Origin of the sequence: Inquilinus sp. NPDC058860 (genome assembly GCF_042743185.1) — a bacterium.
Classification (GTDB): domain Bacteria; phylum Pseudomonadota; class Alphaproteobacteria; order DSM-16000; family Inquilinaceae; genus Inquilinus.
On the sequence record NZ_JBHYMS010000046.1, the window covers coordinates 21,056 to 41,007 of the forward strand.

A 19,952-nucleotide genomic window follows, 5' to 3' on the forward strand; every position below is an offset into this window, starting at 1 on the left:
GCCCGCATCCGGCCTCATCTTGAATCATAAATAGCACATACCGAAATTAATATTATGTATGATACATAGATCTGTTTCCCGAATAACCTTCTCCGTCCCTGTCGTTCAGGGTCGACGTCTGGTAGGAATGGGTCGAGTTGATCGGTGAGGTGGCCGTGGACGGGATCAATCCCAACGCCCAGACGGAGGAGCCCGGCACTCGGGTCAAACGGCCTCGCGGCCGGCCGCGCAAGGGAGCGCCGGCCGCGCCGAAGCCGCCGAAGCGCGAGCCCGGATACGGACGGCTGCAGCAGCTCCTGCGCGACGACATCCTCGAAGGCCGCATTCCGGCCGGTTCGCGCATCAAGGTGAGCGAGATCGCCGCGCGCTACGCCACCAGCACCAATCCGGCGCGCGAGGCGCTTCAAGGCCTCGAGGGCGAAGGCCTCGTCATCATCAGCCCCAACCGGGGCGCACGCGTCCGCGTCATCGACGAGGACTTCATCCGCAACATCTTCGACATCCGCGGGCTGATCGAGCCCTATCTCGTGCGCGGCTTCGCCGAGTTCGCCGGCGCCGGGGACATCGCCACCATCGAGACGTTGCAGCGGGCCTGCCAGGATGCCGTCGATGCGGCCGACTATCCCGCCTTCCACCGCGCCAACGTCGCCTTCCACGACTACATCATCGAGCATCACCACAATGTCGAAGCCGTGACGTTGATGAAGCGGCACAGCGCCTGGATCCGAGCCATGTCGCGCCAGAATCCGCTGACGCTCGCCAACATGCGGCGCTCCACCGCGGAGCATTGGGACCTGGTCGAAGCGGTCCGACGCGGCGATCCGGACGCCGCGGCGGCCGCGATCGAACGGCACGTCGCCAATTCCCGTGCGGTGTTTCTCGGGCGGATGCGGCGCGATCGTGCCCAGCGGTAGGGGAATCTGCGGCTGGCGAAACCCTCCGTTCGCACACTAATTAATTTATATAGCACATAATCTCTAATTTTCTCTTCACATTCCGCCATCGCCTGTTCTAGTGTTCCCGCCATCACGACGGCCATACGCGTCCGAAGGCATCGGGCGCCGAAGTGCGCCGCGCCGGAGGGAGGACATTGCGCATGGCCCTCGAGCACACCAGCGGCAGGAACGGATCGCTCTTCGCCGGGGCCTTGCCCAGGCCGCGGAAGCGCAGGCGGGCGGCGCGGCAGCAATACGAGGCCTATCTCTTCCTGCTGCCGTGGTTCGCCGGCCTCTTCATCCTGACCGCCGGCCCGCTCGCGGCCTCGCTGTACCTGTCCTTCACCGATTTCGATCTGCTGGGCAGCCCGACCTGGATCGGCCTCGCCAACTACATCGATCTCTTCACCTATGACCCGCGCTATCTCGGCGCGTTCGGGGTGACGGTCCTCTATGTCGCCCTGGGCGTGCCGTCACAGCTCGCCGTCGCGCTGCTGGTCGCGATCCTGCTGAACCAGAAGGTCCGGGCGCTCGGCCTCTTCCGCGGAATCTACTACCTGCCGTCGCTGCTCGGCGGCAGCGTCGCCGTCGCGGTGATGTGGCGCCAGATCTTCGGCGACGGCGGCGTCGTCAACCAGTTCCTCGGCCTGTTCGGCATCGACGCGCCGAACTGGATCTCGAATCCGCGATACGCGCTCTACACGCTGATCCTGCTGCATGCCTGGCAGTTCGGGTCGGCGATGGTCATCTTCCTCGCCGGGCTGAAGCAGGTGCCGCAGGAGCTCTACGACGCCGCGGAGATCGACGGCGCCGGCCGCTGGAGACAGTTCCGGCACATCACCCTGCCGATGATCACGCCGGTGATCTTCTTCAACCTGGTGATGGGGATCATCCATTCCTTCCAGGCCTTCACCTCCGCCTACATCGTCAGCGGCGGCACCGGCGGCCCATCGGACTCGACGCTCTTCTACACGCTGTACCTGTACCAGGAGGGATTCACGAGCTTCCACATGGGCTACGCCTCGGCCATGGCCTGGGTCCTTCTGGTCGTGATCGCGCTCTTCACGGCGCTCAACTTCGCCTTCTCCCGGCGATGGGTCTTCTACGGAGATCAATGACCATGGCGTCGCTGGAGCTGGGCCTCGGGCCGAGACGCAACATCGGACGGAGCCCGCGGGGCCGCGCCGGGTGGATCGCCTATGCCGTGCTCGTCATCGGCACACTGGCGATGATCTATCCGCTCATCTGGATGGTTGCGAGCTCGTTCAAGTCCGACCAGGAGATCTTCTCGAATCCTGCCGCACTGCCGACGAAATTCGATCTCGACAACTACATACAGGGCTGGACGGCCGCCAACCCCAGCTTCACCCGTTACTTCCTCAACTCTTTCGTGATCTGCCTCGGCGCGGTGATCGGCAACGTGCTCGCCTGCTCGCTGACGGCCTTCGCCTTCGCCAGGCTGCGGTTTCCGCTGAAGGGTGTGCTGTTCACCATCATGCTCCTGACGCTGATGCTGCCGTCGCACGCCCTTCTCATCCCGCAATACGTCCTCTATGTCGGCCTCGACTGGGTGAACACCTATCTTCCCCTGATCGTGCCGAAGTTCCTGGCGACGGACGCGTTCTTCATCTTCCTGATGGTCCAGTTCATCCGCACGATCCCGCGCGAGATCGACGAGGCGGCGACGATCGACGGCTGCGGAACCTTCGCGCTGTTTCGGCACATCATCTTCCCGCTGCTGCGGCCGGCGATCATCACAACGATCCTCTTCACCTTCATCTGGACCTATAACGACTTCTTCTCGCAGCTCATTTATCTGACCTCGCCGGAGTCGCTGACGGTGCCCGTCGCGCTGCGCAGCCTCGTCGACTCCTCCGGTGGCGCCTATGCGCAGCTGCTGGCGATGTCGGTCCTCAGCCTGGTCCCGACCTTCGTCGTCTTCCTCGTCTTCCAGCGCCGGCTCGTGGAGGGGATCAGCACGTCCGGGATCAAGGGGTAGGCCGGCGCTTCCACCGCACGCTCATCCGTCACGCAGGGCACGCTGCCGCCGGGAACGGCGCGGCCCGAAACAAGGGAGGACCGCGATGACCACGACCAACACCACGATGAGCCGGCGGACGCTGCTCCTCGGCAGCGCCGCGCTCTGCGGGCTTGCCGCCCTCGGCGGCGCGGCGGCGAGAGCCGAGGGCGGGCCGGTCCGCTTCGGCATCTTCGGCAATGCCCAGAAGCTCGAGATCCGCGGCCGCTCGATCGCGAAGTTCAACGAGCTCCACCCCGACACCCCGGTCACCTTCGAGGGCGTGCCGAGCGCGTCCTGGCCCGACAAGATCGCCGCCATGGTCGCGGGCGGCAACGCGCCCGACGTCATCACGCTCGGCGCCCCCGACATGGTGCAATATGCCTCCCGCGGCGCGCTGGCCCCGCTCGACGACTTCGTCCCGGCCCTGTTCCGCACCGATCTGTTCGACACGACCGTGCTCGATCTCGGCCGGATGAACGGCAAGATCTACGGCGTGCCGATCGCCGTCAGCATCCAGGGGCTCGCCTGCAACCTGTCCGCGCTCCAGCGCCTCGGCATGGGCGAGCCGCCGGCCGCCTGGACCTATGAGGAGTTCGCCAGGTTCTGCGCCGACATCCATCGCGCCGACCCGCAGCTCCATGGCAGCCACGACGGCGCCGCCAGGCTCGACACCTTCCAGATGCATCTGATGAGCCAGGGCCGGTCGCTCTACGACGGCAAGACGCTGGCCGTCACCGCCGACGATGTCGGCCAGTGGCTGGATTATTGGGACCGGATGCGCAAGAGCGGCGGCGCGGTGCCGGCCGACCTGCAGGCCCCGTTCACCGGCACCGAGTGGCCGAACAGCCCGCTGGTCAAGGGCAAGGCGGTGTTCGCCTCGATCGCCTCGCAGGATCTCGCCGGCGGCTACCAGGCGCTGACCAAGGACACGCTCTCGATCACGACGCCGCCTTCGGCCGGCACCGGGGCGAACCCAGGCTACTACCCGCAGCCGACGAGCTCGCTCTGCCTCTACGCCAAGAGCCGGAACAAGGAAGCGGCGGTCAAGGTCATCGACTGGTTCGCGAGCGACCCGGAGTCGGCCCGGATCCTCGGCCTCATCAGCGGCCCGCCCGCCTCGAAGCCCGCGCTTCAGGCGGTGCTGGAGCTCGAGGATCTCGCGCCGGTCGACGAGCGCGTCCTCAAATACAGCCAGGCCGCGCTCGCCCAGGCGCTGCCGGCGCCCCCGCCGCAGAAGGCCGGACGCGCCATCGAAGACCTGATGCGCCGGGTGAACGAGGACGTCGGCTTCGGCAAATCCTCGGTCCAGGAGGCCGCCCAGGCCTTCATCGACCAGGGCCGAGCCCTGATGCGGCGGGCCTGAGCGCAGCCGCCCCGAACCGAGCCCACAAGGAGTCCCCGATGCCCCTCGATCATGAAGCGAAACCCGCCGTCGAAGTCCCCGGGGACCGGGGCTGGTGGCGCCGGCCCTTCTCGGTGTTCCAGACCAATCTGCAGGAAATCGACGCAGTCCTGGACGTCGAGAAGGCGCTGGACTTCATCGAGGAGTACGGCGCCGACACGTGGCTCATCAACACCGGGGGCATCGCGTCCTTCTATCCGACGGAGCTGCCGTTCCAGACGCGCAGCCCGTTCCTCGCCGACCGGCCCTCGGGGGACCTGATCGGCGATGCCGTGGCGGCGGCGCACCGCCGCGGCATCCGGGTGCTGTCGCGGCTGGATTTCTCCAAGGTCTCCGCGCGCATCGCGGGCGAGCACCCGGATTGGCTGTTCGTCTCGCCGACCGGACAGCCGCAGGTCTACAACACGCTGTTCAGCACCTGCCCGTCGGCCGACTACTACCAGCACCGCTCGCTCGACGTTCTGGACGAAGTGATCGACCGCTATCCGGTCGACGGGTTCTTCTTCAACTGGTTCGGCTTCTCCGAGCGCGACTACAGCCGCGTCTACCATGGCGTCTGCCACTGCCGGAAGTGCCGGGAAGGGTTCGGCGCCTTCAGCGGCGGACAGGAGTTGCCGGACGACCCCAATTCGCCGGGCTATCCCGAATGGCTCAAATTCTCGAGCCACGTCATCGACACGCTCACCGCGAAGATCGCCGACCACATCATGGCGCAGCGTCCCGATGCCGCCCTGGTGCGCGGCCGCGGCGCGCCCGTCATCTACCATGAGGCGAACAACGCCTTCGGCCGCGAACTGTGGCACCACAACACGGCGGAAGCGGTCAGCGCGCATCTCACGGCGGAGCCCGAGACCCCGGTGATGGTGAACTCGGTCTCGTTCGTCGACATGCCCTACCGCATGGCCGGCGAGCAGCCGGAGCATTTCGCGCAATACCTGCTGCAGGCGATCGCGCGCGGCGGCAACCCGTCGACCTACATCATGGGCGCGCCCGGCCGCATTCCCTACGCCAACCTCGCCCATGCGAGCCCGATCACGAAATTCCACCGCGCGCATCGCGATCTCTACGCCCGGCTGAAGCCCGCCGCGACCATCGCGCTGGTACGGCCGGACCGGCTGCGGAGCGCCAGCCCCGGCTACGCGGAATCGGTCGAGGAGTTCCGCGGCCTCTACACGGCGCTGCAGGAGAAGCATCTCCCGTTCGACGTCCTCGCGGTCGAGCTTATCGGCAAGATGGCCGAGGAAGGCGCGCTCGATCGCTACGCCCTCATCATCCTGCCCGATCTGGGTGCGCTCGGCCGGCAGACCGCCGAAGCGCTCGACGCCTTCGTCCGCAACGGCGGCAACCTGGTGCTGACCGGCAGCAGCGGCGTCACCGAGGATGGCGGCATCGAGCTCGCCACCAGCCCGGCCCTGATGCGCGTGGGCGCGCCGAAAACGGGCAACGAGCTCTGGTCGACCTATGTCATCGACGGCGACCAGCCGGAGATCGGGACCTATCGGTATGCGCCGCCCGTCATCCCGGTCTATGGCAGCTATGCCCGCTTCGTCTGGAAGCCGGGCGTGGAGAAGATCGGCAGGCTGCTGCCGCAGGCGCCCTTCGGGCCGCCGGAAAAGTGCTACGGCCATGCGGCGAGCGACGATCCCGATCTCGTCCGGCTCGCGGGCCGGGGCACGGTGGTCCAGATCCCCTGGACCATCGGCCGGACCTATCGCGAGTTCGGCACCACCGAGGTACGCGATCATCTCCTCAATGCCGTCAGGCCGCTCACCGGCCAGCGGCTCTTCGCCGAGCTGCCGGAGCAGGTCGAGCTGATCCTCGGCCGCGACGGCGAGCACCTCGTCGTGCATCTGATCAATCAGTCGGGCGCCCGGCGGAAATCCTTCGGCCCGCATCTGACGGTCACGGGCGGGCGGCTCCGGCTGAAAGGGGCACGCCTGTCGCGGGAGCCGGAACTGCTCGTGTCGGGAGAGGCCGCGACGGTCCGGGAAGCGGATGGCGATCTCCTGATCGAGCTGCCGCCGCTCGAACTCTTCGAAGTGATCAGAATCCCGGCAGAGGGATGAGCCCGGCCGCGCGGGCTAGCCGAGCAGCAGTCAACCCGTAGGTTGGGTTCGCCATCGGCGAACCCAACGTCCCACCGCCGTCGCGGCCTCCGATCCTGTTGGGTTCGCGTGCCGCGAACCCAACCTACGCATCAGGCCAGCCGGACCACCAGGGCATCCCGCGGCGGGACCACCACTTCGTCACCCTGGGTCCGGGCGTCCTCGCCCGCCCAATGCACCGTGCCGATCTCGAGCGTCCCGTACCGGGCGGCGAGCGTCACGGTCGAGCGCTGGGGCTCGCGCGTCGGGTTCACCACCCAGAGCACCCGGCCGCTTTCGCCCTCGTGCAGCCTGGCCTGCATCGCGCCGTTCGAGAGCCGCACATGCTGCTCCTTGCCGGTCCAGGCGAAGACCTCGGCAAAGTAGCTCCGGTTCGCCGCGCTGAAGGATTTGAAATAGCCGACCCCCGGATGGGTGCCGACCAGCAGCGTCCTGCCGCGGCCATGGGTGTTCTCGACCACCGCGATCCGCCCATCGTCGAACCGGCCCCGCTCGGTCCCACCCGCGAGCGAATAGCTCTGCAGGAAACCGCCGCCCGTGACGGTCTGGCCGGCATAGGCGAAGCGGATGCGGTCGCCGATGTCGGGCATGAACTCGACCTCGTGCTCGCGCGCCCCGAAGACGCGGTCGAGCCCGTGGTTCGGCTGCACCGTGCCCACCTTGCCGCGATCGCCGAAATAGCCGATGCAGGCCTCGCTGATGAGCGTGCCGCCGCCCTCGACCCAGCGGGCCAGCTTTTCCGCATGCGCCGCCGTCAGCATGATCGGGTACGGCGCGTAGATCGTGTCGTAGGCATCGATGTCGTCGATATGCACCCAGTCCGCCTGGATGCCGTTGTCGAAGAAGCCGCGATAGGCGCCCCACATCGCCTCGGCATAGGTGTCGGGGCAATGGCGGTGGTTGAGCAGATGGTCCCAGGCCTGCGCTTCCGGGATCACCAGCAGGCCGATATCGCCCTTCACGGGCCGCGCCGCGAACAGCCCCGTCTGCTCCGGCGCATTCGCCCATCGGGCGATGGCGCTCGCCATGTCCGAGCGCGGCGTGCGCGAGCCGTCCATCGCGTAGGAGCCGAAGGCGCCGAACAGCGGGCCGTCGAGCAGCGGCCGCCAGCGCAGGTTCAGGACGCCGGTCGCGCCCGCGGCGAAGGACGTCATGGTCCAGAGGCGGACATCCTCGGGCTCGGCGACGCGGCCGTCCTCCTTGTCGCGGCCGAGCACCTGCGGCTGCAGCCAGAGCGGCCCGCCCTGGCGCTCCGCGTGCCAGAACGGCTTGCCGCGGGAGGCGGCGCGGGTGAGGTCCGCGCCGTAGAAATTGCGCCAGGGCTGGTTGCCCTTGCGCGCCGGCACCCAGGTCATGCCGTAGATCTCGACCTTCGAGGCCGCCAGCCAGTCGTCGCAGCCATTCGCCGCCATGTTCGGGATGGCGCCGGCGACCCCGTGCGCGGCGATCAGGCAGTCCCGGTCCACCGCGCGGATCGTGTCGATGCGCCACTGCATCTGGCCGTGGAAATTGTCCCGCCGGAACTCGATCCAGTCGAGCCCTTCCGGATAGGCGGCGATCTCGGCCGGCGGCTCGATGTCCTCCCACTCGGCATAGGAGTAGCGGTGCCAGGCCCGGGCGAGCGTCTCGAGGTCGCCGTATTTGCTCCTGAGCCACACGCGATAGGCAGCCTTGGCATAAGCCGAATAGTCGACATCGGCGGCGTAGTTGACCTCGTTCCAGACGTCGTAGCCGAGCAGCGCCGGATGCCCCTTGTAGCGGGTGGCGAGCGCCGTCAGGAAGGCGCCGGCAGCGGCCTTCACCTCGGGGCAATTCATCGTCAGGGCCCCCGCCCCGCCGCCGTTGTTGGCGAACCCGCCCACCGCGGCGCTGACGCCCATATTGGAGGTGAGCGGGCGCCCGTCCATGCGCACCTGCCGCGCATGCGCGAATTGGCGATAGGCCCAGTCGGGGACGGTGTGGGTGAGCTCGGCGATGATGGTCTTGAGGCCGTGCTCGGCCGCGAGGTCCATCTGCCGGTCGTAGTCGTCCCAGTCATAGACGCCGGGCCGGCGCTCGATGACGCTCCACATGAACCAGTGGCGGAACACGTTCAGCCCGTCCTCCGCGGCCGTCCTGTAGTCCCGCTCCCAATCCTCCGGCGGCGGGTTGGACTTGCGGAAATAGACCGCTCCGAAGGGGATCTGCGGGACCTTGTCCGTCGGCATATGACGCTCCTTTTCGCGCAATACTCTTCCTTCGGCGGCCGCGTCTTCGCGACCACCGCTCCTTCCGTCGGCCGGCGCCTCCTCAGGCGACGAAACGGGTGCGGTGCATCATCCGCTTGCGGCGCGGATCGGGGCTGGGCACGGCCGAGATCAGGCTGCGCGTGTAGGGCTCGCGCGGGGCCGTGCAGATCTCCTCGGCCGGGCCCATCTCGACGAGGCGCCCGCGATGCATGACCGCGACCCGGTCGCAGAAATAGCGGACGACCGAGATGTCATGCGAGATGAAGACGAAGCTCAGCCTCAGCCGCCTCTGCAGCTCGAGCAGCAGGTCGAGGATCTGCGAGCGGATCGAGACGTCGAGCGCGGCGGTCGCCTCGTCGGCGATGACGATGCGCGGATCGAGCGCGAGGGCGCGGGCGATGCCGATGCGCTGCCGCTGCCCGCCGGAGAAGGCATGAGGGTAACGCTCCATCGCGAGCGGATCGAGGCCGACCAGTTCCATGAGCTCGGCGACCCGCTTCGTCAGGGCCTGCCCTCGCGCCGTCCGGCTCACATAGAGCGGATCACCGATGATCTGCTTGACCGTCATGCGCGGGTTCAGCGACGCGAACGGGTCCTGGAACACCAGCCGCACGTCGCGATGGAAGACCCTGAGCCCCTGCCTGCCGAGCGCCGTGACGTCGACCGGCCGCCGCTCGCCATCGACATAGGTGATGCGGCCGCCAGTAGGCTCGATCGTCCGCAGGATCAGCCGGCCGAGCGTGGTCTTGCCGGATCCGCTCTCGCCGACGATGCCGAGATTCTCCCCCGGAAAGAGATCGAGGCTGACATCGTCGACCGCCGTGACGGCGTAGTCGCCGCGGCCATAGACCTTCGAGACGTTGCGCAGCGACAGCACCGGCGCGGCATCGCCCGGCGTGGCGCTCGCCGGCCTCGTGACCGCGCGCCGGTTCTCCTCCAGCTTCGTCGTCGAATGGAGCAGCGCCCGGGTGTAGGGATGCCTGGCATCGTGGAAGATGGCGTCGGCGCCGCCCCGCTCGACGATGCGGCCGTAATGCATCACCGCCACCTCGTCGGCGACCTCGGCGACCAGCCCCATGTCGTGCGTGATCAGCAGCATCGCCATGCCGCGGCTGTCCTGCAGCCGCTTGATCAGGTCGAGGATCTCCGCCTGGGTGGTCACGTCGAGCGCCGTCGTGGGCTCGTCGGCGATCAGGATGTCGGGGTTGCAGGCGAGCGCCATCGCGATCATCGCCCGCTGCCGCATGCCGCCCGAGAACTCGAAGGTGTAGCGGTCGATCGATCTGTCGGGATGCGGGATCTCGACCTGCCGCAGCAGGTCGACGGCCGCCTCGCGCGCGGCCCGCTTGCCGAGCCTGCGGTGGAGCCGCAGCGCCTCGACGATCTGCGAGCCGATGGTGTGCACCGGCGACAACGAGCTCATCGGCTCCTGGAAGATGAGGCCGATCCGCCCGCCCCGGATCTTCAGGAGCTCCGGGCTGCGCTCGCCGAGCCGGGCGATGTCGACCTCGCCGCCGTTGCCCCGCAGCAGGATGCGTCCGCCGGCGATCCGGCCGTTGCGGTCGATGATGCGCAGCAGCGCCCGCGCCGTCACGCTCTTGCCCGAGCCGCTTTCGCCCACGAGGCAGAGCGTCCTGCCGCGCTTCAGCTCGAAGCTGACCTCCCGCGCCGCGTGCAGGACATGGGTGCGCAGGCTGAAGTCGAGGCTGAGCCGCTCGACCCGCAGCACCGTCTCGGCATCGGCGGCGGCCGTGGCGGGTCGTTCCGCCGTCATGAGCGCGGCCCCGGTCATGAGTCGTAGGGGTCGGCGGCGTCGCGCATGCCGTCGCCGAGGAAGTTGAAGGCGAGCACGGCGAGCACCACGGCGCCGGCCGGCCAGGCCAGCAGCCACGGGGCGCCGGCGATTGTGCGCACGTTCTGCGCCTCCTGCAGCAGCACGCCCCAGGAGACCACCGGCGGCTTGAGCCCGATGCCGAGGAAGGACAGCGCCGTCTCGGCCACGATCATGGTGGGGACGGCGAGCGTCACCACCGCGAGGATGTGGCTGGTGAGCGAGGGCAGGATGTGCCGGAAGATCAGCCGGCGCTCGCCCGAACCGTCCAGCCGCGCGGCGGTGACGAAATCCTCGCCCCTCAGCGCGTAGAACCGGCCGCGCACCTCGCGCGCCAGCCCGGTCCAGCCGAACAGCGAGACGATGAGCGTGATGACGAAATAGACCTGCAGCGGCGACCAGGTGAGCGGGATCGCGGCCGCGAGCCCCAGCCACAGCGGGATGGTGGGCATCGCGCTGATCACCTCGATGACGCGCTGGATCACCATGTCCACCGCACCGCCGTAGAAGCCGGAGAGGCTGCCGAGCGTGACGCCGAGCAGCAGGCTGATGCAGACGCCGACCAGCCCGATCGACATCGAGACGCGGGTGCCGTAGATCAGCCGGCTCAACAGGTCCCGGCCGAGCTTGTCGGTGCCCAGCAGATACATGGTGTCGCCCGGCCGCACCGGCCCGACGAGATGCCGGTCCATCGGGATCAGGCCCCACAGCCGATAGGCCGGGCCCTTCACGAAAAGGCCGATGGGCACGACCTTGGCCTCGTCCACGACGTAGGAGCGGCGGAGCGAGGCCTGGTCGACCTGCATGGAATAGCCGGTGACATGCGGCAGGAACCGCGAGCCGCCGTCGGGCCCGGCCGCGAACAGCCGGATCTTCTGCGGCGGCGCGTTGGTGAATTGCGGCCGCGCGGCGTCGGGCAGCGCCGGCGCCAGGAACTCCGCGAAGGCGCCGATCAGATAGAGCGCGAGGATGACGATGCCCGCGGCGACCGCCACTTTGTTGCGGGCGAAGCGCCGCCAGATCAGCGCCCACTGCCCGGCGGCGGCGATCTCGCCCCCGCTGGTCCCGGGCTTCAGGAGGGTGACGGCGGGTCCCGTCTCCGCCGGCCCGTCGATGAAGATGTGCTCGGTCATCAGGTGAACCGGATCCGTGGATCGAGCAGCGCGAGGAGGATGTCGGAGACCAGCATGCCGATCAGCGTCAGCACGCCCATCAGGAGGATGAAGCTGCCGGCCAGGTACATGTCCTGCGAGATCAGGGCCCTGAGGAGAAGCGGGCCGGCCGTGGGCAGGTTGAGCACGATCGCGGTGATGGTCACGCCGGAGATCAGCTCCGGCAGCACCCATCCGATCGCGGAGACGAAGGGGTTCAGGGCGATGCGCACCGGATACTTCACCACCACCTTGTATTCGGGCAGCCCCTTCGCCTTGGCCGTGATGACGTAGGGCTTGTTGAGCTCGTCGCTGAGATTGGCGCGCAGAATCCGGATCAGCGCCGCTGTGCCGTTGGTGCCGATGACGATCACCGGGATCCAGAGATGGGCCATGAGGTCGAGGACCTTCGCCCAGGACCATGGCGCATCGGTGTATTCCGGCGAGTACAGCCCGCCCACGCTCTGGCCGAAATATCTGTAGGACAGGTACATCAGCGTCAGCGCCAGGATGAAATTCGGCACCGCGAGACCGAGGAATCCCAGGAAGGTGAAGCCGTAGTCGCCGATCGAATGGCGGCGCATGGCCGAATAGATGCCGATCGGCAGCGACACCGCCCAGACGAAGATGAGGGAGACGATCGAGATCGCCAGCGTCGAGCCCATCCGTTCCCAGATCAGCTCGGCGACCGGCCGGTTCCATTCGAAGGAATAGCCGAAATCGCCGCGGAACAGGATGCCGCTCATCCACTTCCAGTACTGGAGCCAGGCGGGATCGTCGAAGCCGTAGATCTCCCTGAGCCGCGCCACCTGCGCCGGATCCACGTTCTGGCCGGAATCCGTCATCATGGCGATCATCGAGGTGAGGTAATCGCCCGGCGGCAGCTGGATGATGAGGAACGCGATGATCGACATCCCGAACAGGGTCGGGACCATGTAGATCAGGCGCTTGATGACGTAGCGCAGCATATCCGTCCGCGCCTCCCCCTTCCCCGTTCAGCGCCAGGCGACGTGCAGCACCTCGACCAGGTCGATGCCCGGCACGGTCACGACCACTCGCCCTTCCTCAACTCTCGCTTCCGCCTTCGCCCCCGCGACGAGCAGCCGGGCATCGGCGAAGGAGCGGCCCGCGGGGACGGCCACCGAGACCTCCTGCCGCCCCACGGGGTGGATCTCCCGGGTCGGGCCTTTCATCATCATCGGGTTGGTGAGGTTCTGCAGCGCGACGGCGAGCCCGCCCTCGCCTTCGCGCACGGCGACATCCAGCACCGATCGCCCGCTCACCTCGACATCCGGCCGCTTGCCGAGCGCCCAGCGCACGGCGTTGGCGATCAGCCGCTGGTGGTCGGCGGCCAGCACCTCCCAGAAGATCCCGCCGATGTTCCAGGGGATATAGACGGTGCGCCCCCCGCCCGGATGCTTTCGGGCCACCAGGGCGGCGCCCCGCGGCGCTTCGCGCGGATAGACCTCCTCCATCGGCAGGTCCGGGAAGTCCGGCACGGTGAGGAACGGGACCTCGGCATCGGCCGCCGCCTCCACGGCGATCAGATGCGTGCCGCCGATGATGCGCGCCGCCCCTTCGTAGCCTGCCGAGATCGGGTGGCTGCCGTTGATCGCGACATAGCTGTTCTGGACCGGCCCGCGCGACGGCGCCGTCATGCTCACGCCGAGCAGGCCGCCCAGCGCCAGGGCCCCGCGCGGCCGGTTGTTCTCGTCCCGCGCCGAGGTCTCATAGGCCGCCACCACGCTGCCGCCGCGGCCCACATAGGCGTCCAGCGCGGCGCATTGCGCGTCGGACAGGCAGGTCGCGTTGGCCAGGATCACGACCTTGAAGCGGTCCAGCCGCTCCGGCGTCATCGCCTGGTCCGACAGCATCTCGAAGGGCAGCTTCTCCTCGACCAGCGCCTGGTAGAAGCCGAGATCGTCGGCCTCCGCCGCCTTGCGCGTCTCCGGCCCGTGGTGGCGCAGGGTGGTGGCCGGATCGATGACGGCGATCTCAGCCGCCGGCCTGGTCGCCGCGAGCACCGGCTCCAGCGCGGCGTGCAGGCCGAAGCTCTCGACCACCGGCTCGACCCAGCGCCGGTCGGGCACCGTGCCGTTGAACTTCGTGAACCAGGGCAGCATGCCCTGCACCACCCCGTCGAGCATCCACGACCGGATCTCCGGCCCGGTCGTCACCGCATCCTTCCACCGGTACTTCTCCTCCGGCCCGATCGAGGTGATCAGGACCGCCGGCCGCTCGCGGAAGGTCGCCCGCATGCGCTTGCCGTTCCGGCCCGCCATCCAGATCGGCTCGGTGCCGCGCCGGCCCTGGTCGTCGACGACGAGGAACGGGCAGTGCCTTTCGATCAGCGCGAGGTCGAACTCCATCAGCGACACGCCGCCCATGTTGGGAATGAAGCTGGTGTCCGGCTTGATCGCCTTCATCGCCTCGTCCCATTCGACCACGAGGCGGCTCAAGACCGCGCGCCGCCAGGCCGTCCAGGCCAGCCAGGCCGGGTCCTCGGGATCGGCGTCGCGCGGCAGGTCGTGGCCGGATGCGTCGCGGAAATTCTTCCGGCAGTTGTCGCAGTAGCAGACGCCGTGCCCCTGCCAGCGATTGGCGAAGATCGCGTCGATGTCGTAGTCGCGCGTGATCTCCCGCAGCACCTGCGGCATGAACTCGAAATTGTAGTCGCTGTAGGCGCAGGTCACCCAGACGCTCGGATAGGCCCAGTGGCGACGCGGGTTGCCGTCCCTGTCGACCGCGATCCATTCCGGATGGGCGTCGGCCGCGTCCTGGTGGATGGCATGCGGATCGACGCGGGCCATGACATGCATGCCGAGGCGCCGGGCGCCCTCGACCAGCGTGCCGAAGGGGTCGGTGTCGCCCAGATACCGGCTCACATAATGGAACGGCACCTTCGACGGGTAATAGGCGATGTAGCCCCCGGCGCTGAGACAGGTCGCGTTCGACCGGCTACGCCTGAAGAGGTCGATCCAGAACTCGGGATCGAAGCGGACGGGGTCGTCCTCGGCGAGGGTGAGCTGCGTCCAGCGCGTCGCCGACCTGTACCACTCGGCTGTCCTCAGGCCTCCGGCCGATGGCGCAACGGTCTGCAGCATGTCCCGAATCCTGTGTTGCGGTCGAGGAACCCCGGCGCCGGCCCGTCGGAACGGCATCAGGATGCGATAAGGTCGTGGCCGGTCAGGCCTTGAAGAACTGCTCCGGCCGGGCCGGGCCGGGCGTCGGCCAGCCGAAGGAGTTCGGCATCGTCTTCGGCACGTTGGCCATGGCGGCCTTGACGATGCCGTAGCCGTCCGGCGGCAGGGCGACGCCGAAGGTCATGAACAGATCCGCGGCGTTCTCGAGGATCTGCCGCATCAGCGTCTTCTGCCGCTCGGGATCGCCGGTGGCCAGCAGCGTCCGGTAGAGGTCCTGCTGCGCCTTCACCTCCGGCGGCGGCTCGATCGCGTCCGGATTGCTGGGGTCGAGATAATAGAGCGACCAGCCGGGGGCATAGAGCGAGTTGGTCGAGAAGGGCACGAAGTAGCGCGCATCGAGCATGGCGGCGATGCCGCTGTTCGCCCCGAACTGGTGCGCCGTCGCGTCGAAGTCGCGCCCGCGGCGGACCCGCGTCTCCCAGAGAGAGCGGTCCATGCTGCGCACCTGCGCGTCGATGCCCACGGCCTGGAACATGGGCACGGCCAGCTGGAACATGTCGAGGAAGGTGGTGCGGGTCTGGTCCAGCTCGAAGATGATCGTCACCCGCCGGCCGCTCTCGTCGAGCCGGTAGCCGTCCCCGTCCTTGCCGGGGATGATCTTGTCCAGCATCGCATTGGCGGCGTCCGGGTCATACTGGATGAAGTCCTTGGCCAGCCTTTCGACATAGAGCGGGTCGTCGGGCCGGATCGAGGCCTGCGCCGGCTGCCCCTGCCCCACGAACACCGCGTCGATCAGCGCCTGCCGGTCGACGGCGAGCGAGAGCGCCTGGCGGAACTCCCTGGTGTTGAACAGCTTGTTCTTCACCGGATCGGTGTGGTTGAGGTTGAGCTGGAAGACCATCACATTGGCGGCGGTCTCCTTCAGCGTATAGAAGCCGTAACCGCCCTTTTCCTGGCCATCGAACAGGACCGGCTTGTTCGCCGGCGTGGCGATGTACTGGTCCATCATGTCGATCTCGCCCTGCAGCACCTTCAGCAGCAGGACTTCGGGATCGGCCACCATCTGGTAGACGATGCGGTCGAAATAGGGCAGCTGCGTGCCTTCCGGATCGACCTTGAAGTAATAGGGATTGCGGACCGCCAGCGCCTGCTCGGTGTTCTGCCCGGGCGCCACCGTGAACATCCAGGCGTTGAGCGTCGGCCGGCTCGGGTTCTGGAAGAAGGTGTTGTCGTCGGCCAGGCCGATCTCGCGCTGGAACAGCGCGATCCAGCTTTCCAGCCCCCGCTCCTTGGCCAGCTTGTCGGCATCCGGGTTGTACCGGATGTGGAACTGCTGGAGATAATGCTTCGGCGCGCGCGTCAGCTGGTCCTGCTGCGCCCAGGCGAGGTTCTGCACGAAGAAGCCGTTCGGCGACGGGAAGACGATCTTGAACGTCGTCTCGTCGACCACCTCGAGCCGGGCCGGCTTGCCGCCGGCGTACCACCAGGTGTTGCCGCCGGTGTTGGTGTCCTTGTCGGTGAAGAAGGCGTCGTACCAGAACCGCACGTCCTCGGTCGTGAAGGGCTGCCCGTCCGACCATCTGTGGCCCTTGCGCAGGCGGAAGGTGTATTCGGTGGCGTCGGCGTTGACCTGCCAGGACTCGGCGACGTTCTCGACCAGGCCGGACCAGTCGGGATTGAAGCGGACCAGCGGCTCGTAGCCCTGGTAGCGCACCACCATCGACAGCGACCCGCCGCCCACCAGCGCGTGCTTCCAGTCGCCGCCCTGCCGGCCGGTGCGCTCGAACGGCGTGATCATCAGCGGGTTCGCCGGCAGGCGCTGCGCCGCGGGGGGCAGCGCGCCGCTGGCCACCTGGTCCTTCAGGAAGGCCGATTCCCTGATCTCCGCGGCCTGGCCGACCTTGGGCAGCACAAGCGATCCGGCGACGGCGGAGCTGGCGGCGATGAAGGCCCTGCGGCTCAATCTCACCATCTTGTCTCTCCTCCCTGCCCGGCCGTTATGGTATGGCCGTAGCTGGAGTTGAGGCTTACATCATCGATTTGTTAGGTAAAGCGTTATGTTCAAGAAATTTCTGCGCTGATTTTCGGTTTTTCAACGCAGGTTATAGCGATTTTCCGCGTAACCATCAATCCCGCGGCCCAGATGTACAAAACACTTAGGTCGCGTTATGAGGCGATGTTAGAACGGGTCGAGGCGAGGAGAAGGATCGGCCATGGCCAAGGTCACGCTGGCGACCATCGCGCAACGCACCGGCTTGTCGAAATTCGCCGTGTCGCGCGCCCTGTCCGGCAAGGACGGGGTGTCCGAGGAGACGCGGCGCCGCGTGCAGGAGGCCGCCGCCGCGCTCGGCTACGCCCGCCCCGACACGGGGCCGCTCACGCTCGGGGTGATCTTCCACGACGCCGATCTCATCAACAGCGAGCTTCACCTGCTGATCCAGAACGGCGCCCAGTCGGAGGCGCAACGGCTGGGATACCGCCTCAACATGCGCTGGACCCATGAGCCGGAGGAGATCCAGGCCATCGTGCGCGCCTGCAGCGGTGCCGTGTTCGTAGGTCCGCACGGCCGCGAGAGCTTCGCCGCCGCCTATGCCCTCGGCAAGCCGATCGTCCGGCAGGGCTGGCTCGAGCCGCTCGAACAGGCCGACCATATCGGCGGCACGGACCATGAGGCAGGGGCGGCCGTGGCCAACTACCTCGTGGCCCTCGGCCACCGCCGCATCGCCTACGTCCACGGGGCGCCCGGATACCGCGGGCGCGTCGAGCGCTTCTACGGCGTGCGGGAGGTCCTGGAGAAGCAGGACGACGTGGAGTTCCGCGAGATGAAGTTCGATGCGGAGATACGCTTCACCGAGCACCTGCGCGCCGCGCATGCGGAAGGCTTCCGCCCGACCGCCTTCTTCTGCGCCCATGACGGTCTGGCGCTGACGGTGATGTCGGAGCTGCTGCGGCTCGGCTACCGCATTCCCGAGGACGCGTCGGTCGTCGGCTTCGGCGACTACTCGGCCGCCACCCAGATCTCGCCGCAGCTCACCACCGTCAAGGTCTACGGCCAGCAGATCGGGGCCGCCTGCGTGCGCCTGCTCGACGACCGGATCAACGGACGCATCCCGCCCGACATCCCGGTGCGCGTGCAGATCACGAGCCGGATCGTCGAGCGCGCGTCCTGCGGCCCGCGAAAGGTCGATGATGGCGTCATGCCGCGCCGACGCGCCCCTTGAGCCAGCCGGCGAGTGCCTCGAGCTCCCGCAGCGCGGCGGGGTCCCTGCCCGCTCCCTTGAGGAAACCGTGGTCCTGGCCGGCGGCCACGGCGAAGCGGCTGTCCGCGCGGGAGCCGAGGTGTTGGAACAGCAAGGCGGAATCGTCGAACACCGCATCCAGCTCCGCCGCCAGGACATAGGCCGGCGCGGCGACCTCGGCCGCGAAGGCGATGGGCCAGATCCGGTCGTTCTCCGCCATCGGACCGAGGCGCCGGTACATGATCGACAGCGTCTCTGAATCGAGGCCGTTTTCCGCCGTACCGGATCGGGCGATGCTCTCGCCTCGAACACCTCCGTATCCGCCGTAGAGCAGGGCCAGCCCGGCGACCCGCGCATGCAGCTTCGGATCGAGCCCCTGCAGGCCCCACAGGGCGACGCAGGCCCCGGCGCTGTCGCCGGCCAGGACGAGCCGGCCCCCGCCCGTCGCGGCGAGGGCCGCACAGGCTGCGACCGCGTCGTCGCGCTGGGCCGGGAACGGATGCTCCGGCGCCAGGCGATAGCGCGCCGACAGCACCCGCATCCCGGTCAGCTTCGCCAGCCGGGCCGTGACGCAGCGATGGGTCGCCGGGCTTCCGGCGACGAAGCCGCCGCCGTGGAAGTAGAGGATCGCGACGCCCGGCGCCGGATCAGGCGACGTGAACAGCAGCCCGCCGCGGAAGGCACCTGCCTCCCCGACCGCCGTTTCCTCCACGTCCTCAGGCAGAGGCCCTGCCCGCTCCTCGGCATCCCGGGCGTGGTGCGCCCGCAGCTCCGCGGGACTCGATGTGGCCCATGACACGCTCATGCGACGCCATCCGGACTGGGGACGTTGACCGCGCCGTCGCCGGGCGGAACACTGTCCGACAGGGATGCAACGGCCAGCGCCGGGGATGCAACGTGATTCAGCCACCCCGCGGACGCGCGCAACACGGGACGGCCACGCCGATCACCTTCGCCGTCCTGGTCTTCCCCGGCTTCCCGACCATGGCCTTCAGCTCGGTGATCGAGCCGCTGCGCGCCGCCAACATCCTGGCCCGGCGCGAGTGCTACCGCTGGATCGCCGTCGGCCTGTCCGGCGGCAAGGTCCGGGCGTCGAACGGCTTCGCCATCGAGCCGGTCCAGACCGTGCAGGAGGCGCCGCTGGTCGACCGCATCGTGGTGTGCTCCGGCGGCGACGCCGACCATGTGGTGGCCGAGCAGGCAGTGGCCTGGATCCGCCGCAACCTGCGGGCCGGGGCGTGGATCGGCGCGGTCGCCGACGCCGCCTTCTTCCTGGCCCGGGCCGGCCTCCTGGACGGCCACGCCTGCACCCTGCACTGGACCAGCCAGCCGGCCTTCACCGAGGCCTTCCCGGAGATCGAGCTGCGCCGCGACCTCTACGTCATCGACCGCAAGCGCTTCACCTCGGCCGGCGGCGTCGGCAGCCTGGACATGATGCTGGACATCATCGGCGCTGATTGCGGGGCCGAGCTGGCGGCGGGCGTCGCCGAATGGTTCGTGCACAGCCCGCTGCGCTCCAGCGTCGACCGCAAGCTGATGCCGCTGCGGCTGCGCACCGGCATCCGGGACGAGCTGGTGCTGTCGGCGATCGCGATCATGGAGGAAGCGGTGGAGGACCGGCTGCGGATGACCGGGCTGGCCGGCCGCCTCGGCGTCTCCGCCGACCGGCTGGAGCGCGCCTTCCGCGCGGCCGCCGGCACCTCCCCCGGCGCCTATTACCGCCGGCTGCGGCTGCGCCGGGCGGCGGACCTGCTGGCCCACTCCACCCTGCCGGTGCGCGACGTCGCCCTGGCCTGCGGCTTTTCCGACATGTCGAGCTTCGCCCGGGCGTTCCGCGAGCAGGAGGGCGTCTCGCCGCGCGCCGCCCGCCGCGGCTGACCGCGTCCGTCAATCGAAAG

General features: G+C 68.3%; 14 protein-coding genes. 7 read left to right on the plus strand and 7 right to left on the minus strand.

Translation table 11 applies throughout. The annotated features are described in order from the left end of the window. The first annotated feature begins 155 nt into the window (after window positions 1–155). The 5 genes from ACFW16_RS26065 (at window position 156) to ACFW16_RS26085 (ending at window position 6,423) form a co-directional block, all read left to right on the plus strand. Window positions 156–914 carry a GntR family transcriptional regulator gene (locus ACFW16_RS26065; RefSeq protein ID WP_380310574.1) on the plus strand — a complete coding sequence of 253 codons (759 nt, stop codon included), beginning with the start codon at window positions 156–158 and terminating at the stop codon, window positions 912–914. Window positions 915–1,096: 182 nt separating this feature from the next. Continuing rightward, window positions 1,097–2,053, plus strand: a complete 957-nt coding sequence (locus ACFW16_RS26070) for a carbohydrate ABC transporter permease (protein ID WP_380310576.1) — start codon at window positions 1,097–1,099, stop codon at window positions 2,051–2,053. A 2-nt stretch (window positions 2,054–2,055) separates the two neighbouring features. Continuing rightward, the gene (locus ACFW16_RS26075; RefSeq protein ID WP_380310578.1) at window positions 2,056–2,934 is read left to right on the plus strand and encodes a carbohydrate ABC transporter permease; all 879 of its coding nucleotides are present in this window, start codon (window positions 2,056–2,058) and stop codon (window positions 2,932–2,934) included. Between the two features lie 85 nt (window positions 2,935–3,019). Further along, a complete protein-coding gene (locus tag ACFW16_RS26080; protein WP_380310580.1) occupies window positions 3,020–4,318 on the plus strand; it encodes an ABC transporter substrate-binding protein in 1,299 nt (432 codons plus the stop codon). A gap of 38 nt (window positions 4,319–4,356) precedes the next feature. After that, the gene (locus tag ACFW16_RS26085; protein WP_380310582.1) at window positions 4,357–6,423 is read left to right on the plus strand and encodes an alpha-amylase family protein; all 2,067 of its coding nucleotides are present in this window, start codon (window positions 4,357–4,359) and stop codon (window positions 6,421–6,423) included. Window positions 6,424–6,554: 131 nt separating this feature from the next. On the opposite strand, the gene ACFW16_RS26090 is transcribed toward ACFW16_RS26085, so the two are convergent. The 6 genes from ACFW16_RS26090 to ACFW16_RS26115 all read right to left on the minus strand — a co-directional run bounded on the left by ACFW16_RS26090 (window position 6,555) and on the right by ACFW16_RS26115 (window position 16,787). Beyond that, window positions 6,555–8,669, minus strand: coding sequence for a beta-galactosidase (locus ACFW16_RS26090; protein WP_380310584.1), 2,115 nt, complete (start codon window positions 8,667–8,669; stop codon window positions 6,555–6,557). An 82-nt stretch (window positions 8,670–8,751) separates the two neighbouring features. Next, window positions 8,752–10,464, minus strand: a complete 1,713-nt coding sequence (locus ACFW16_RS26095; RefSeq protein WP_380310586.1) for a dipeptide ABC transporter ATP-binding protein — start codon at window positions 10,462–10,464, stop codon at window positions 8,752–8,754. Window positions 10,465–10,478: 14 nt separating this feature from the next. Further along, window positions 10,479–11,654, minus strand: coding sequence for an ABC transporter permease (locus tag ACFW16_RS26100; RefSeq protein WP_380310588.1), 1,176 nt, complete (start codon window positions 11,652–11,654; stop codon window positions 10,479–10,481). Then, complete coding sequence (locus ACFW16_RS26105) at window positions 11,654–12,640, minus strand: ABC transporter permease (RefSeq protein ID WP_380310590.1); 987 nt, start codon at window positions 12,638–12,640, stop codon at window positions 11,654–11,656. Before ACFW16_RS26105 ends, ACFW16_RS26100 begins: the two co-directional genes overlap by 1 nt. Before the next feature lie 27 nt (window positions 12,641–12,667). Further along, entirely contained in the window at window positions 12,668–14,776 is a 2,109-nt protein-coding gene (locus ACFW16_RS26110; RefSeq protein ID WP_380310592.1) for an alpha-amylase family protein, read from the minus strand. An 82-nt stretch (window positions 14,777–14,858) separates the two neighbouring features. Further along, window positions 14,859–16,787 carry an ABC transporter substrate-binding protein gene (locus ACFW16_RS26115; protein ID WP_380310594.1) on the minus strand — a complete coding sequence of 643 codons (1,929 nt, stop codon included), beginning with the start codon at window positions 16,785–16,787 and terminating at the stop codon, window positions 14,859–14,861. A gap of 241 nt (window positions 16,788–17,028) precedes the next feature. On the opposite strand from ACFW16_RS26115, the gene ACFW16_RS26120 reads away from it, so the two are divergent. Next, entirely contained in the window at window positions 17,029–18,036 is a 1,008-nt protein-coding gene (locus ACFW16_RS26120; protein ID WP_380310596.1) for a LacI family DNA-binding transcriptional regulator, read from the plus strand. On the opposite strand, the gene ACFW16_RS26125 is transcribed toward ACFW16_RS26120, so the two are convergent. Beyond that, a complete protein-coding gene (locus ACFW16_RS26125) occupies window positions 18,011–18,859 on the minus strand; it encodes an alpha/beta hydrolase (protein WP_380310598.1) in 849 nt (282 codons plus the stop codon). The genes ACFW16_RS26120 and ACFW16_RS26125 overlap by 26 nt on opposite strands. A gap of 92 nt (window positions 18,860–18,951) precedes the next feature. Here ACFW16_RS26125 and ACFW16_RS26130 point away from each other — a divergent pair, with 92 nt between their 5' ends. Continuing rightward, window positions 18,952–19,932 (plus strand): GlxA family transcriptional regulator, encoded by a 981-nt coding sequence (locus ACFW16_RS26130; RefSeq protein WP_380310600.1) that lies wholly within the window; start codon window positions 18,952–18,954, stop codon window positions 19,930–19,932. Window positions 19,933–19,952: the final 20 nt, after the last annotated feature.